Source organism: Blautia caecimuris, assembly GCF_024622975.1.
Classification (GTDB): domain Bacteria; phylum Bacillota; class Clostridia; order Lachnospirales; family Lachnospiraceae; genus Blautia_A; species Blautia_A caecimuris.
In genome coordinates this window covers 21,023-36,595 of record NZ_JANJZT010000012.1, presented here as the reverse complement: position 1 = coordinate 36,595, position 15,573 = coordinate 21,023, and the positions used below count along the sequence as shown (strand labels likewise).

At 42.6% G+C, this 15,573-nt stretch carries 17 protein-coding genes; 4 read left to right on the top strand and 13 right to left on the bottom strand.

Annotation, left to right across the window (positions count from 1 at the left end; genetic code table 11):
• Positions 1-137: 137 nt before the first annotated feature.
• The 7 genes from NSA57_RS09090 to rpmG all read right to left on the bottom strand — a co-directional run bounded on the left by NSA57_RS09090 (position 138) and on the right by rpmG (position 4,213).
• On the bottom strand, positions 138-1,097 hold the full coding sequence (locus NSA57_RS09090; protein WP_022068061.1) for a D-alanyl-D-alanine carboxypeptidase family protein: 960 nt from the start codon (positions 1,095-1,097) through the stop codon (positions 138-140).
• 69 nt (positions 1,098-1,166) lie between these two features.
• Positions 1,167-1,970, bottom strand: coding sequence for an EcsC family protein (locus NSA57_RS09085; RefSeq protein WP_257464649.1), 804 nt, complete (start codon positions 1,968-1,970; stop codon positions 1,167-1,169).
• A 59-nt stretch (positions 1,971-2,029) separates the two neighbouring features.
• Entirely contained in the window at positions 2,030-2,722 is a 693-nt protein-coding gene (gene rplA / locus NSA57_RS09080) for a 50S ribosomal protein L1 (protein WP_022068059.1), read from the bottom strand.
• A gap of 83 nt (positions 2,723-2,805) precedes the next feature.
• A complete protein-coding gene (rplK, locus tag NSA57_RS09075) occupies positions 2,806-3,231 on the bottom strand; it encodes a 50S ribosomal protein L11 (protein WP_022068058.1) in 426 nt (141 codons plus the stop codon).
• A gap of 56 nt (positions 3,232-3,287) precedes the next feature.
• A complete protein-coding gene (gene nusG / locus NSA57_RS09070; protein ID WP_022068057.1) occupies positions 3,288-3,803 on the bottom strand; it encodes a transcription termination/antitermination protein NusG in 516 nt (171 codons plus the stop codon).
• Between the two features lie 16 nt (positions 3,804-3,819).
• Positions 3,820-4,038 (bottom strand): preprotein translocase subunit SecE, encoded by a 219-nt coding sequence (secE, locus tag NSA57_RS09065; RefSeq protein WP_138270458.1) that lies wholly within the window; start codon positions 4,036-4,038, stop codon positions 3,820-3,822.
• Between the two features lie 25 nt (positions 4,039-4,063).
• Positions 4,064-4,213: a 50S ribosomal protein L33 gene (gene rpmG, locus NSA57_RS09060; RefSeq protein WP_138270457.1), complete on the bottom strand. Its 150-nt coding sequence runs from the start codon at positions 4,211-4,213 to the stop codon at positions 4,064-4,066.
• A gap of 361 nt (positions 4,214-4,574) precedes the next feature.
• Here rpmG and NSA57_RS09055 point away from each other — a divergent pair, with 361 nt between their 5' ends.
• Together NSA57_RS09055 and NSA57_RS09050 are read left to right on the top strand one after the other, a co-directional pair.
• Complete coding sequence (locus NSA57_RS09055) at positions 4,575-5,360, top strand: ABC transporter permease (RefSeq protein WP_147599461.1); 786 nt, start codon at positions 4,575-4,577, stop codon at positions 5,358-5,360.
• Between the two features lies 1 nt (position 5,361).
• Complete coding sequence (locus NSA57_RS09050; protein ID WP_257464648.1) at positions 5,362-6,099, top strand: ABC transporter ATP-binding protein; 738 nt, start codon at positions 5,362-5,364, stop codon at positions 6,097-6,099.
• 45 nt (positions 6,100-6,144) lie between these two features.
• On the opposite strand, the gene NSA57_RS09045 is transcribed toward NSA57_RS09050, so the two are convergent.
• From NSA57_RS09045 to NSA57_RS09035, 3 genes are read right to left on the bottom strand one after another with little or no spacing between them, the layout of a single operon-like run.
• Positions 6,145-7,314, bottom strand: coding sequence for a CDP-glycerol glycerophosphotransferase family protein (locus tag NSA57_RS09045; RefSeq protein ID WP_022068052.1), 1,170 nt, complete (start codon positions 7,312-7,314; stop codon positions 6,145-6,147).
• A gap of 15 nt (positions 7,315-7,329) precedes the next feature.
• Complete coding sequence (locus NSA57_RS09040) at positions 7,330-8,073, bottom strand: glycosyltransferase family 2 protein (protein WP_257464646.1); 744 nt, start codon at positions 8,071-8,073, stop codon at positions 7,330-7,332.
• A 10-nt stretch (positions 8,074-8,083) separates the two neighbouring features.
• Positions 8,084-9,445 (bottom strand): exopolysaccharide biosynthesis polyprenyl glycosylphosphotransferase, encoded by a 1,362-nt coding sequence (locus NSA57_RS09035; protein ID WP_257464645.1) that lies wholly within the window; start codon positions 9,443-9,445, stop codon positions 8,084-8,086.
• A gap of 367 nt (positions 9,446-9,812) precedes the next feature.
• Between NSA57_RS09035 and NSA57_RS09030 the strand changes: the two genes are divergently transcribed.
• Positions 9,813-10,952: a glucose-1-phosphate adenylyltransferase gene (locus NSA57_RS09030; RefSeq protein ID WP_257464644.1), complete on the top strand. Its 1,140-nt coding sequence runs from the start codon at positions 9,813-9,815 to the stop codon at positions 10,950-10,952.
• A gap of 1 nt (position 10,953) precedes the next feature.
• The gene (glgD, locus tag NSA57_RS09025) at positions 10,954-12,069 is read left to right on the top strand and encodes a glucose-1-phosphate adenylyltransferase subunit GlgD (RefSeq protein ID WP_257464643.1); all 1,116 of its coding nucleotides are present in this window, start codon (positions 10,954-10,956) and stop codon (positions 12,067-12,069) included.
• Positions 12,070-12,137: 68 nt separating this feature from the next.
• On the opposite strand, the gene NSA57_RS09020 is transcribed toward glgD, so the two are convergent.
• From NSA57_RS09020 to NSA57_RS09010, 3 genes are all read right to left on the bottom strand, one after another.
• Complete coding sequence (locus tag NSA57_RS09020) at positions 12,138-13,418, bottom strand: sensor histidine kinase (protein ID WP_257464642.1); 1,281 nt, start codon at positions 13,416-13,418, stop codon at positions 12,138-12,140.
• A complete protein-coding gene (locus NSA57_RS09015; protein WP_257464641.1) occupies positions 13,415-14,089 on the bottom strand; it encodes a response regulator transcription factor in 675 nt (224 codons plus the stop codon). Before NSA57_RS09015 ends, NSA57_RS09020 begins: the two co-directional genes overlap by 4 nt.
• Before the next feature lie 69 nt (positions 14,090-14,158).
• Complete coding sequence (locus NSA57_RS09010; RefSeq protein ID WP_257464640.1) at positions 14,159-15,550, bottom strand: ICP22 family protein; 1,392 nt, start codon at positions 15,548-15,550, stop codon at positions 14,159-14,161.
• Positions 15,551-15,573 lie beyond the last annotated feature (23 nt).

The following is a 15,573-nucleotide window of genomic DNA, read 5'->3' as shown; positions in this document are numbered from 1 at the left end:
AAATGTTATAAATTTTTGTCTATTTTCCCCAATATAATTCTCTTACTTTACAGATAAAGTACTGCTATCCTGCAGAATCATCTTGATTTCCTTAAGGCAAAAATAATTTCCTGATAATATTTCCCCTTAGATATCAACTATTTCAGGGCTTGGGCCGCCTCTCCCAGGCGATTGTAAACAGTCACTGCATCTGTAATATTCGGCGTTCCCCCATCCATTGCTCCTGCTGTCACAAGGATATATTCCACGCCTTCGATTTCTGCAAAGCTTGCCAGACAGCTTCCTGCCGCATTGGTAAAACCGGTTTTTCCGCCCAGAATCTTTCCTCCTGTTACAGAGGTCTCTGAAAGGTTCTTAAACATGGTACTGTAATAGGTAATCCCGTCCGGATGGAGATTCGTACCGGGCGTAGAATGCCAGGGACTCTCTGCAATCTCCCGGAACGTATCATTTTTCAGCGCATACTGTAAAAGAACTGCCATATCTTTTGCCGTACTGTAATGATCCGGATTATGAAGTCCTGTGCTGTCACAGAAATGAGTTCCGTCCATTCCAAGCTTTTCTGCTTTTTTATTCATCAGATCCACAAATCCCTGTTCAGAACCGGCAATCGCATAAGAAAGAGCGATACAGCACTCTGCGCCTGAGGGAAGCATAACGCCGTACAGAAGATCTATAGCCCGGACTGTTTCTCCAGGCTGAAATCCTGCCTGCGTGGCATCCTGTTCATATAATCCGGCAAACATTTCCTGAGTCAGCGTGATTTCCTGGTCCAGATCTTTCAGTTCCTCAATGGCAACAATCGCAGTCATCATTTTTGTCAGAGAGGCCGGATACATCTGCTCTTCCCCGTTAAGATCGCCTACTGTCTTTCCGCTTCCGGCCTGAATCAGAATCGCATAGGGGCTACTGATTCCGCTCAGGTCCAGCTGACGGACAACGGGTTTCTGAAACTCCTGCATCCATGCGCCAACTCCTGATCGCCAGCCTACGATCAGTTCCAGACCAAAGAATACAAATACAATGACCAGAACCATTAACAGCTTTTTTAAATTCTGTTTTCTCCTGTTCTTTTTTCTGTATCTTCTTTTTTCCACGCTGATTCCTCTCTTTCCATCCCTGTTCTATCATAAAAAATAATTCTGGAATTTTTCTCTAAACTACCATTATTTCTTTTCTATCATATCATATTCCGACAGATTCCTGTAATATCGTTTCCTGTATTTTATTTCCGCATAGGTTGTAATCTCTTTCATATACTTGAAGTCAAAGGCTCCCCCGACCACTCCCACAATGGGAATACCCTGAAGAAATTTCATATAAAGCAGCTCTCCGGAAAGAATCCTGGCTGTTTCCTGAATTATTTCATCCAGCGGAATGGAATTATCAACGAGTTCATTTTGGATGTAGCACTCAACCGCTTTATCCGCTGCCTTTTGTTTTTCCCCATAAGATGCCGCTCCCTGTATCAGAAGAAGTATCCACTTTTTTTCTTTTTCCTCTTCATAAGAAAATCCATACTTTAAAGCGATCTGATAAATGCTTCTCAGTAAAAAGCCTGTGAATACAGGTATATCCGGGATTCCAACACCGATAAGACCCATTCCCAGTCCTGCTGTCCCGGATGCCAGTGTATTAAATCTTCCTGTGCTTCCGGCATTTTTCCTTATTGATTTCAGTGATTTCCGGTCATTTTTTATCTGATTGGCATAATCCTGTACCTTAAAATCCTTTTCCAGTTCTTCCTTCTTGTATGTCTTTTCAATAACAGAAATCCCTTTTAAAAAAATAAGCCTGAAAGCACTGCAAAAAGCCTTTTCCAGTGTCTCCTGCAGTTTATCCGGAACTTTGTCCTCCAGAAACTTATTCAGTTTTGAATCATTCTGTTTCTGTCTCTGTTCCAGATATCTTTTTTCCTGTTTTTCAAGCAATCTGAGTTCCTTCTCAAGAGGTGTTTTTCTTTTTATCACTATAATACCCCCAAAAACAAAAGAGCATCCCCCGAAAGGAATGCCCCTGTTTTCATATATTAAACTAATTTCGCCGGGTTGATCTTCACACCAGGTCCCATTGTAGGAGCGATTGTTACGCTTCTCAGGTACTGACCTTTCAGAGTGTTCGGACGAGCCTTAACGATAGCTTCAATAAGCGTCTGGAAGTTGTCGCTTAACTGTTCCTCAGTAAAGGATGCTTTACCTACCGGAACATGGATGATATTGGTTTTGTCAAGACGATACTCAATCTTACCTGCTTTGATATCATGAACCGCTTTTGTAACGTCCATAGTTACAGTTCCGGCTTTCGGGTTTGGCATAAGACCTTTTGGTCCAAGTACACGACCAAGACGTCCTACAACGCCCATCATGTCCGGTGTAGCAACAACGACGTCGAAATCAAGCCATCCTTCGTTCTGGATCTTCGGAATAAGGTCCTCAGCTCCTACGAATTCTGCGCCTGCCGCTTTTGCTTCCTCAGCTTTTGCATCTCTTGCAAATACAAGAACACGAACCTTTTTACCGGTTCCGTGCGGCAGAACAACAGCTCCACGAATCTGCTGATCTGCATGACGTCCATCGCAGCCTGTACGGATGTGAGCTTCGATAGTCTCGTCAAATTTAGCAACTGCTGCTTTTTTTACAAGGCTGATAGCCTCTGCGGTATCATATAATGTTGCGCGGTCTACTGCTTTCGCAGCTTCCACGTATTTCTTTCCTCGTTTCATTTCTATAACCTCCTGTGGTAATTGCGGGGATTTCCCTCCCACTTCATATAGTAGTTTCTCTATTTCGCAGTTCTGACGGAAAATCAGTCTACAACTTCGATTCCCATACTTCTTGCAGTACCTGCAATCATGCTCATAGCTGCTTCAAGAGTTGCTGCATTTAAGTCTTTCATCTTCATCTCAGCGATTTCCTGAACCTGTGCCTTAGTAACTTTTGCTACTTTTGTTTTGTTCGGCACACCGGAACCGGATTTGATGTTAGCTGCCTTCTTCAGAAGAACGGCTGCCGGCGGAGTTTTGGTTATGAAGCTGAAACTTCTGTCTGCATAAACAGTAATAACAACCGGGATGATCAGATCGCCCTGATCTGCTGTTCTTGCATTGAACTCTTTTGTAAACTGTACAATGTTTACACCGTGCTGTCCAAGAGCCGGACCAACCGGCGGTGCTGGGGTTGCCTTGCCTGCCGGAATCTGTAATTTAATATAACCTGTTACTTTTTTTGCCATTTTTCGGCACCTCCTATGTGGTATTGGCGGGGGTTTTTCCCTCCCACTTGAATGTGTTACGCTCTTTTAATTTCTGCGAAACTTATTTCTACCGGCGTTTCGCGACCGAACAATTCAACATTGATGGTTACTGTCTGCTTCTGAGTATTAATTGCAGTAACAACTCCGGCAGTATCTTTCCAGGCTCCGCCTGTAACTACTACCATATCGCCTTCTGCAAAGTCCACCCGGATGTTTTCTTCCTTAATTCCCAGCGGGCGCATTTCTTCCTCAGTCAGCGGCACAGGCTTGGAACCCGGACCTACAAAACCGGTTACGCCTCTGGTATTGCGGACAACATACCAGGTATCATCATTCATGACCATGTTAAGAAGCACATATCCCGGGAACATCTTTTTCTGGACCTGCTTCGCAGCACCATTACGCATTTCCACTACTTCTTCCAGCGGAACACGCACTTCCAGGATCTGATCCTCCAGGTGTCTGTTTTCAATTGTTTTTTCAATGTTGGCCTTTACTTTGTTCTCATACCCGGAATAGGTATGAACAACATACCATTTCGCTTCTGACATACAATCACCGTTACCCTTATCTGATTATAAGATTAATACCTTCCAGAATAGCTGAATCCATAATGCTGATCATCACAGCCAGAATAATCGTGACTACTGAGACAACTACTGTCTGCTTTGCGAGAGTAGCTTTGTCCGTCCAAACGATTTTGTTGAATTCGGACTTAAGTCCCTGAAACCATGATTTTTTCTGAGTTTTCTTAGCTTTGCCAGTAGATTTGTCTTTCTCTTGCATAGTCTAACCTCACAATTCTCTGTGATTACTTCGTTTCCTTGTGCAGAGTATGTCTATGGCAGAACTTACAATATTTCTTAGTCTCAAGACGCTCAGGATGGTTCTTTTTCTCCTTGGTCATATTGTAGTTACGCTGCTTGCACTCCGTACATGCCAATGTAATCTTAACGCGCACAACTTCCACCTCCAGTGTTTTCATTTGCATGGTCTTTCCTGTATCCCGTTCCTCAGAACTACGCTGATTTCGGGCATAAAAAAAAGACCCAACTTCCATGTCGCTTATCAAGTTTAGCACAGATTCCATGTTGAAGTCAAGCCTTTTCCTTGAATTCACGGAGTTTTTCCATATTTACCAAAAAAGCAGTCATAATATTAGGAAGGATTTATTTGTGATTCCCTTTCAAATCTGTATTTCCCCCTTGTCAATCAGCTTCTCCTAGTGTATGATAAGGAAGGTTCAGACCCTTTTTCGACAGTTTTTCTGTTGTAAAAAGGGTCACAGTTATATATTTTAAATAAATACAGGAGCGGATTTTATGTTTAAACGATTCATGGATGACATGAAGAAATATTGGAAATACGCAGTGTATTCTTCCAGAGCCCAGCTAAAGTCCGAAATTGCCAATTCTTATCTGAACTGGCTGTGGTGGATACTGGACCCTCTTTGCTTCATGCTGATTTATGTATTTATGTTCGGCTATGTGTTTAAATCTGACGAACAGTATTTTGCAATTTTTGTCTTTATCGGTATCACCATGTGGGACTTCTTTAACAGATGTCTGTTACAGAGTGTAAGGGTAATTAAAAGTAATAAACCTATCGTTTCCAAAGTATATATACCGAAATTTATACTTGTCATAATCAGAATGTGCATTAATGGATTCAAAATGTTTATTTCCTTTCTGATTGTTGCAGTCATGCTGATCGTATGGAGAGTTCCAATCACCTGGAACATACTGTACTGTATTCCAATCCTTTTGACCCTGTTTATGCTGGTATTCGGCTTCGGTTGCTTTCTTCTGCATTACGGAGTATTCGTGGAAGACCTTGGAAATGTACTGAATATTGCTCTGAGACTTATTTTTTACCTTACCGGTGTATTCTGGAACATTATGGATCGTCTTCCGGCTCCATATAATGCCTATATTGGAAAAGGTAACCCCATTGCCTTTCTCCTGACATCCATGCGAGAATGTCTGATCTATGGTCAGACTCCGCACCGCAAACTTCTTCTGGCATGGTTTCTAATCGGACTTGTGATCAGTATTATCGGTATCCGAAAAATCTACAAAAACGAAAACAGTTATGTAAAGGTGATATAATATGGAAGAACAGCACGCCATTGAAGTAACTGACCTTGTGATCAGTTATCAGAATCTGAAAAAAACATCTATCAAAAAAAGTCTGCTTCATTTTAAACGCCGTACCATAGATCGTTTTGTTGCAGTAAAAGGAATTTCCTTTTATGTCCGTCAGGGCGAGATTCTGGGAATTATCGGCAAAAACGGAAGCGGCAAGTCCACTACTCTGAACGCTCTGGCAGGCATTTTCTCCCCTGACAGTGGTACCATTGACCTGAAAGGCCACAGTATTTCTCTTCTTTCTATCGGAGTTGGTTTTCAGGGCGAAATGACAGGCCGGGAAAACATTATTCTTTCCGGTATGCTTCTGGGATTTTCAGAAGAACAGGTTCATGCCAAAGAGCAGGATATTATAGACTTTGCAGAGCTTGGAGATTTTATTGACAAACCCGTAAGAACCTACTCCAGCGGTATGTATTCCAAACTGGCCTTTTCCATTACAGCTATTCTGGAAACAGATATCATGCTTATTGACGAGGTTCTCAGTGTAGGCGATCAGAAGTTTAAAAAGAAAAGCTACAATAAAATGAAAAGCCTGATCTCCAACAAAGACAGAACTGTTGTGATCGTTTCTCATAGTATTGATACTTTAAAGCAGCTTTGTGACACAGTGATGTGGATGCATGAAGGACAGATTAAAAAAATCGGTGAACCAGGGCCTGTACTTGACGAATACGTTAAATTTATGGAAAAAAGCTGAAAAGCCAAAAATCCGGAGCCTGCTTTGCAGCCTCCGGATTTTCTTTTACTCTGTTCTTTTCTTGATTTCCAAAAGTACCTGTTTGCAAATATCTGCAGAACAGGGTCTCCTTATCTCATTAAATTTCTTACTGACCTGCTCACGTTTCTGTTTCCAGGAATCCTCTCCATGGCAAAATGCCCTGAGCTCTTCTGTGAATTCTTTCATGGTTTTCGGCTTCGGTCCCGGAGTTACCTCCTCATAATCAAAGTTCATTCCCCTTCCGTCCAGATAACGTTCTTTATCATAAGGAAGGAATATCATAGGCTTATCCGTCAGAAGATAATCAATATAAATACTGGAATAGTCTGTGATCAAAAGGTCAAACATCCCAAGCATTCCAGTCACATCCCCAACCTCCTTGCTGCCAAAGCACCGGATGCGGGAATTCACAAAATCTTCTGCCGCCGTAGCCTCCTTAATGTGAAGCCGAAGAAGGAGAAGAATCTGCTCCTTCTCCAAAAAATCCTGAAACGCTTTTTTGTCAAAATCTTCAAAGGGAAAAAGTCTGGTATTTCCATAATCACGAAAGGTAGGTGCATAAAGAATCACCTTCTGATAGTTGGGTAACGCTGGATAAATTTCCCCGAGAATTTTTTTTCTGTCCGGAGGAAAAAAAATAAGATCATTACGAGGCTGCCCCCATACACGGATTTGTTCCTCACAAACCTGAAAACTTTTTGCCATAACAGGGATAAGCTCCCTGGCAGTTGTCAGTATCCAGGTATAATTCTCAGAAAAGATTTTTTTAAAATAGATGCGGGACATTTTTTTGAGATTAGGATCCATAAGTGCAATCTTTTTCAGCGGAACTCCATGCCACAGATTTATAATCAGACGATTCCTTCCAAGCCTCGGTCCATATACCGGGAGTCCTGCTGAGGTAAACCATACACCGGCCTCCAGTACTCGTCGAATTCCCTCTTTTGATTCCGTTTCAATAAAATACTGTTCACCGTACTTCTTCGATAATTCCCGGCGCAATCCTTCCTCATTAATCACAAAAATAGGAGTAATCTGCGGAAGATGCTCTTTTACATACTCAAACAAATACCTGGAATTATAATTATAATAACAGTTGTCCACAGAAGAAAATATCCAGGTATACATATCAGGCTCTTTTATTTTTTTCATTCTGACAAGCTGTGTCATACACAAATTTCTAATCTTACCCATAACTACTCCTGTCCATCAGCGATATTTCCACAAGCCATGAATCGCATAGGAAATAAAAAGTACTGTACTTTTCAGTATGTTAAATCCCATATAACGGTAAACCCGGTATGTCATAATAGCAGATTTCCATTTGTTTCTGGATTTTCCGCCTTCACTGAGCCGATACTTTAAAAGTGGCTCGTTAATTCCGACCGCACACTGGTATTCTCTGAGTATCTTCAGCCAGGTAATATAATCTTCATGGCTGTCGTCATGCTCCATAGGAAAACGACTGATCACGTCTCGCCGTACCAGCACGGAAGAACAATTAATACTATTATGCTTTAACAATTCCCGGTAAGTAATCCTTTGCTTTACGGGAATATATTTTCCTGCTGATGTTCCATCTGGATGCATCAGCTCTCTTCCTGTGGAACAGATTACGGATCCTGTTTTTTCAAGAAGAATAAGTTGTTTTTTTAGCTTGTACTTTTCCCACCAGTCATCTGCGTCCAAAAAAGCCACATAGATCCCCTTGGCTTCCCGGACTCCCCTGTTTCTTGAACCGGAAACTCCAATATTCGTTTTATTTCTGAAATAGCGTACTTCCCCACGGCTTTTGTATTCAGCCATAACCTTTTCCGTACCATCCACAGAACAGTCATCAATCACAATCAACTCCAGAGATACCTTTTGTTCAAAAACAGAATCTACAGCTCTCTGAATATATTTCTCTCCGTTATATACAGGCATCACCACGGATACCAGCGGCTTTTCCATAAACCTTCTCCTACTTCTGATTTTTCAAAGCATTTTTCTGATTTTCATCAACACCTTCAGAAACCTCTTTCTGACAGAAAATCTTCACTGTCATAAGAAGAAGCTTCAGATCAAGCAGAAACGAATAATTTTCAATATAAAAAAGGTCAAGTTTCAGCTTGTCATAAGGGGTAGTGTTATATTTCCCGTAAACCTGCGCATATCCGGTAAGCCCGGCTTTTACTTTCAGGCGGTAATAAAATTCCGGCAGTTCTTTCTGGTAGTCATGCATAATGCTTTTTCGTTCCGGGCGTGGACCTACCAGAGACATATCTCCCATAAATACATTAAAAAGCTGCGGCAGCTCATCCAGATGAAGATTTCTCAGAACACGGCCTACCGGGGTAATACGGCTGTCGTTTTTTGATGCAAGGCGGGCGCCGTTTTTCTCAGAATCCACACACATACTGCGAAATTTACAGATACGGAATTCCTTTCCTCCCAGAGTCAGACGATCCTGACGGTAAAGCACAGGGCCGCCGTCATACAGCTTTACAAAAAGCGCAATGATCAGCATGATCGGAGAGGAAACTACAATACCGATTCCCGATACCACAATATCAAGAACCCGTTTCATTGCTCTCTGCTCTATGGAAAGTCCCATATTCTTCGATACAAGCAGCGGCGTGTCAAACAGATGGATCCGCTCGCTTCCCATAAGAATCACATCAGAAATCTTCGGACTCATATAACAGCGAATAGAATGGGCAAAACAGTACTTCAAATAACGGTTTCGGATATTTGACGGAAGATCCCAGATGATTACTCCCTCATAGTCTCTCATCATCTGATGAATAGCCTTTTCCCCCTTATCTACATGAACTTTTCCGCTGACATTATACTTGTCACTGCGTGAATTCATTTTCTGGATCAAATCTCCCGGATCTCTGTCCCCATAGATCACAAGAAGCTTACGGGCGCCATAAAGTCTGGAATAAATAAACCGGGATCCCCATACCCAGACGATGATGATAACAATCTGAACAAGAGTCATTTCCACCATAGGCCATGGATCCAGAAACCATCTATTGATCAGAGTGATCTGAAGGTAGGTTATGATATTTGTACAGATCGTAGCAAGAGTCATAGAGTAAAATACATCTATCTTTTTCAGGTATCCTACTCTCAGTCCCCCGTAGAACTTGGAGAACATAAAGCTGATCAGTCCATAAATAGCGATCAGAACCCAGTTTCCCTTTCTCCAGAAGGGTTCAAAAATCAGCCCTCTGTAAAAATCATACCAGATATAGGCAAATACTGCTGTCTGAGCGATTACGACAATACTTGCCAGGCAATACACAATAAATCTCTTAAAATCATCTCTTTTTTTCACAAAAGATCCCTCTTATCTCTGTTGATTCAGGAATATATCATATCCCTGCTTCTGTCTTTATTGTTTCCTTTTAACCCTGTTATTATAACGTAAATCTCCGGTCCCGTCCAGTAATTCACAGATTCTCCGATCCCCTGTATTTTCAATACGCTTTATTCATATGTACTTTTACTGCACCTTTTTGTCGAACCATGTTTTTTCTTGTCATATATCACATATTTATTTTTATTTGTTTCATTCTTTAATACAGTTTTAACAAATTTTGAGCATTTTTCTTGCATTTTTTAACATAAACCAGTAGAATTTTTCAGCTAAAAAATGTATAATAAAAAAGTACAAGCATATAAAAGGAAAGTGAGGGTTCACTATGAAACAAAACAACATGTTAGCGATGATTTTAGCTGGCGGACGTGGCAGCAGACTCCATGAGCTTACAAACAAAGTAGCCAAACCCGCAGTTTCATACGGCGGAAAATACCGCATTGTTGATTTCCCTTTAAGTAACTGCGCAAACAGTGGAATTGATATTGTAGGCGTTCTTACTCAGTATGAATCTGTTCTGCTTAACAGCTATGTCGCTGCTGGTGGACGCTGGGGACTCGATGCAAGAGAAAGCGGCGTATTTGTACTTCCTCCCCGCGAGAAGGCTGACGCGGATCTGGATGTATACCGTGGAACTGCAGATGCGATTTCACAGAATATTGATTTTATTGATAACTATGCTCCGGAGTATGTTCTGATCCTTTCCGGAGACCATATTTACAAAATGAACTATGCAAAAATGTTGGCTTACCACAAAGAAATGAATGCAGATGCTACCATCGCCGTTATCGAGGTTCCCATGAAAGAAGCAAGCCGCTTCGGTATCATGAACACTGACGGTGAAGGACATATTGTTGAATTTGAAGAAAAACCGGAGCATCCAAAGAGCAACCTTGCTTCCATGGGTATTTATATTTTTAACTGGAAGCTTCTGCGCAAAATGCTCCTTACAGATATGAAAAATGCTGATTCTCACCATGATTTCGGCAAGGATATCATTCCTCAGCTTCTTGCTGACAACAGAACTCTGGCAGCTTATAAATACCAGGGTTACTGGAAAGACGTTGGAACCATTGACTCCCTCTGGGAAGCAAATATGGATCTTCTGGACAGCAACAACGAACTGGACCTGAACGACCCTACCTGGAAAATATATACCGAAGATATCCCCGCTCTGCCTCAGTACATAGGTCCGGATGCCAAAATCAACCGTGCATTTATTACACAGGGCTGTATTGTAGAAGGTGAAGTAAAAAATTCCGTTCTTTTTACCGGCGCAAAAGTAGGCAAGGGCGCAAAGATCATTGACAGTGTTCTCATGCCCGGTGTAGAGGTTGAAGAAAATGCTGTTGTTCAGAGAGCTCTTGTGGCTGAAGACATCCACATTGGCAGCGGCGCCTGTGTGGGAAGCGCAGACAGCGAGCATATCGAGCTTATTTTCAAACGTGTAAAGGGGGTAGAATAAAATGGCTAACGCTTTTGGAATTATTGCATCATCAGGAACTCATATTAAGGTGGAAGGTCTTTTAGATTACCGTCCTATCGCAGCATTTTCTTTCCTTGGACGTTACCGCGTCATTGACTTTCCGATCTCCAATATGAGCAACAGCGATATTGATCATATTCAGGTATATATAAGACGTAAACCCCGTTCTCTGGTAGAACATCTGGGAACCGGCCGTCATTATAACATCAACTCCAAAAAAGGCAGACTGCAGATTCTTTTTGCACAGAACAGCTCTGAAAATGATGTTTATAACACAGATATCGCAGGCTATCTGGAAAACATCGAAATGATCGAACGTGTGCATCAGCCATATGTGATCATTGCTCCAAGCTACATGGTTTATGCAGCAAATTACGATACTCTTCTCCAGACTCATATTGATTCCGGAGCAGATATCACTCTTTTATATCACTCTGTTGATAATGCCAAGGAAGCTTTTCTCAACTGTGATATTCTGAACCTGAACAAGCAGAAAGGTGTGGAATCTATTGAAAAGAACCGCGGCAGCGCCAAAAACCGCAATATCTTTATGGATACCTATATTATGAAAAAAGATCTTTTTGTAGAACTGATTCATAAGGCTAAAAAAATGTCCTCCATGATCACTCTTCCGCAGATCGTAAACGCATCCTGCAGTGAGCTTGATATCCGCGGAGTGGCGCACAGAGGCTACTTTGCAAGTATCACAGATTTCAAGAGCTATTTTGATGCCAATATGTCCCTGATCGATCTGAAAAATTCACTGAATCTTTTCAATCCGGAATGGCCGATCTACACCAGGACAAACGATTCCTGCCCCACACAGTATTTTGACAATGCTGACGTGAAAAATTCCGTTGTATCCAATGGCTGTCTGATTGAGGGAACTGTAGAAAATTCCGTTATCGGCCGTGGATGTCAGATCAAAAAGGGCGCAGTTGTCAAAAACTGTGTGATCCTGGCAAACAGTATTATCGATGAAGATGTCCATGTGGAAAATCAGGTAATTGACAAATGGGCTCAGATTACCCGTGAAAGAGAAATCGTGGCAGAAGCCGGGCATCCGGGATATATCCGAAGAGACGATATCCTGTAAAATAAGGTATTCTCTGAATTAAGCAGGCGGCGCAAACTGTTCATCAGTCTGCGCCGCCTGCTTTATCTTTATATGATCACTGTGATCTTCATGATTTTTCCATCCGGACTTTCTGCGGTAATTTTTCCTTTATGAGCCCGAACAATCGCTTTTGCTACAGAAAGCCCGATTCCTGAACCTCCTGTAGAGGAATTTCTGGAACTGTCCAGTCTGTAAAACCTCTCAAACAGAACATCCAGTTTTCCCACGGGAAGTTCCTCTGCATCATTAAAAATTTCCAGCTGGCATTTCTTTCCTTTTTTCTTCAAAGCAATTCTTATTTTTCCACCTTCAGGCGTATATTTTACAGCGTTATCCACAAGAATCCCCACAAGCTGGCGAAAATCCCTCTCATTTCCTGTAAAAAGAATTCCCTCATCTACCAACTGTTCCATTTCTTTTCCTCCCGTCCGGACAGGAGCCTCATAAGGCTGCACCGTTTCCAATACCGCATCAGAAGCAGAAAATTCTGTTTTTTCACCTATATCCCTGTTTTCATCCAAACGGCTGAGAGCAACCAGCTGCTGTACCATACCGGAAAGCCGCTGGATCTGTTTTCTGGTACTTTTTGTCCACTGGTTTTCCCCGGTTTCCATTTCAATCACCTCTGTATTGGCATCAATAATCGTCAAAGGCGTTTTCAGCTCATGGCTGGCATCCGTAATAAACTGTTTCTGCTTACGGATGCTTTCCTCCACCGGAAGGAATACAATCTGAGAAAAAAATATAACCAGTACCAAAACCGCAGCCAGACCGAGAAAAGACATAACAATACTGCTTACTGCAGTAACACGAAATCCTGAAATCTCCCTTGCACAGTCCAGAAAAATACACTTTGTCTGTCCATCATCCTTTATAACTCTGTAACGGTAAATTCCACAGAAACCAGTCTCACTTTTCTTTCCGCTGACTGTTTTTCCATACTCCAGAGCCATGTCTTCGTCCACCGCTGCTATGTGATTCAGATCACAGGAGCTGATCTCGCCCCCATCATCCAAGATCACTGTAAAATATCTGGTTTCATAAGGTGCCTCCGGAGAAAAATTTCTTGAGGCTTCTGTTTCAAATATATCTTCCCTTTTTCCCACTGCAACATCAGGAGGATTCTCATTGCCTGCAACTTCCATTTCTTCTTTTCCGTTTCCCGGAAATTTCCCATCATTTATGCCCAGAACAGAAGTCATATCATCTGCTCTGGCTGCCATTTTCAAATAACCGGAAATGTTCACTGTTCCCATAATCGCTGACAGAACAATAAAGGTAGACAGCATGGCGATCAGAATAAATTTTTTACGGAGCTCCCTGATCATATTTCTTCCTCCAGATAATAGCCCTGCCCTCTGGCAGCCTTAATTTTAACGTTTGTATTCAGAGAGATGAGCCGCTTTCTGAGATACGAAATATATACCCATACAACTCCGATCTCCGCCTCGCTGTCATAACCCCATATTTTTTCCATAAAACGTTCCGTGGAAATAATCTGCCGGGGATTTGTAATCAAAAGCTCCATCATCTGAAACTCCTTATTTGGCAGACGGCAGGAACCGGAAGGACCGGAAAGCAGAGCGCTTGTACCGTCCAGGGAAAGATTGCCCAAACTCAGAACCGAACTGACTGCCTCTGTATTTCTCCTTGTGACAGAGCGTATGCGCGCCAGAAGCTCTTTTGCCGAAAAAGGCTTGCCGAGATAATCATCTGCACCACTGTCCAGGCCCAGCACCCGGTCATCCACATCCGATTTTGCTGTGAGAATCAAAACAGGAACCTTATTTCCCTCAGCACGTATCTTTTTCAGCACTGTGATTCCGTCCATCTTAGGCATCATGATATCCAGAACCGCACCATCATAATTATCTGCCTGCAGATAGGCAAGAGCATCCTCTCCATTATAGACTGCATCCACGGAATAGTTGTTGTGTTTCAGGATCGCCACCAGAGCATCTGACAGCTCCCGTTCATCCTCGGCAAGTAAAATCCTCATATTTTCCTCTTTTCCTTCCTGTTATATTCTCTGCAATTTTCTGGTGTAAAGTATTTTTAATTACAGAATTCAGGCAAGCGCTTCCGGTTTTTCCACCTGATAATCAGACCACTGTGTCACCTCCGATGAACCGGAAAGATCTGCACTGTCCGAGTAAGACTCTACAGTTACAGTATAACTTCCTGTACCCTCCACGTAAACCGTTCCGTCGCTGCCTTTTACAGTAACTGTATTTCCATCTTCATCCACAATAGTTCCGCTGTTGGAAAGACCGGTAAGGACGCTGTCTCCTGTGACAGTCCAGGTACAGTCCTCTCCTACGTACACATTACAGTAACCTTCTCCGCCATCACCGGCATTTGTTTCATCATCTGTCACTGCTCCTGTCAGTGTACTTCCATCTGTTATATAGAAATCAAGCTGACTGATAGAATCCCAGACCACATCTCCTTCCATTTCCTGCTGAACAGCTGTGAAGAGGCAATCTGCACCGTTATCCCCCGCTGTACCCCATCCTCTCTCATTGGCGTTTCCTGTACATTTCAGGAAAAATTCGCTGTCCTCTGCATTTGTTATATCTACATCAGAAAGAGTAATGGTGGACTCTGTATTTGTGGTATAAAACATACCGCCGTTTTTTGCAGTAAGGCTTCCGCCGTCCACTACCATCTTTCCGCCTCCTCTGTCGCTTCGGATAGCTGCCGCGGATTCTCCGTTTGTCTCCACATTCATATCCCAGGCATAAAGTGTTCCGCCTCCTGCCGCATGGATACCTCCTGCCGTATCTTTCTGAGTGGTAATATCTGTGTCTGCTGTATACACAGTTCCATCACCATAGGCGAAGATTCCTGCTGCGCCTGCGGCGTCCGTAGTAATGGAGCTTTGTCCTACATAAGCAGTTCCCTCTGTTGCCAGAATTGCCGCGCCTACTCCATAAAAGCTGGATGTATCGCCTCCCTTACTGTCCTCAGATTCACGATTTACCGTAAGGCCTTTGAGTATGGCGCTGGCTCCCTCAGATACATGAATGGCATTTTCATCTGTTCCTGTGGAAGAAACGGTTTCATTTTCCACGGTAACATCCTCTGTATAATCATTTACCGCCTCATAGCTTTCCACACCATTGCTCTGCTCTCCCGGAGCTCCCTGTCCGCCATTCGGCTCCTGCCCTTCCGGCTTTTCAGGCGGTTCACCATCCGGTTTCTCTCCGTCAGGGGCTTCTCCCTCCGGCTTTTCTCCGTCAGAGGCTTCTCCTTCTGATTGTTTTTCATTTCCATCTTCCTGATTATCAGAATCGGATTTATTCTCTTTTTCTGACTGGCTGCTGTCTGAATCCTCTGATTTTGTTTGTTTCTCTTCCGCGGTACTGGCAGTGGCAGCCATAATGTTTACTGCGCTGATGTTTGCTGTGGTTAAAGTCATGGTAAGACCAAGTACGATTGCTGCATATTTTCTCTTCATATAAAAAATCCTTTCTGTTTTTG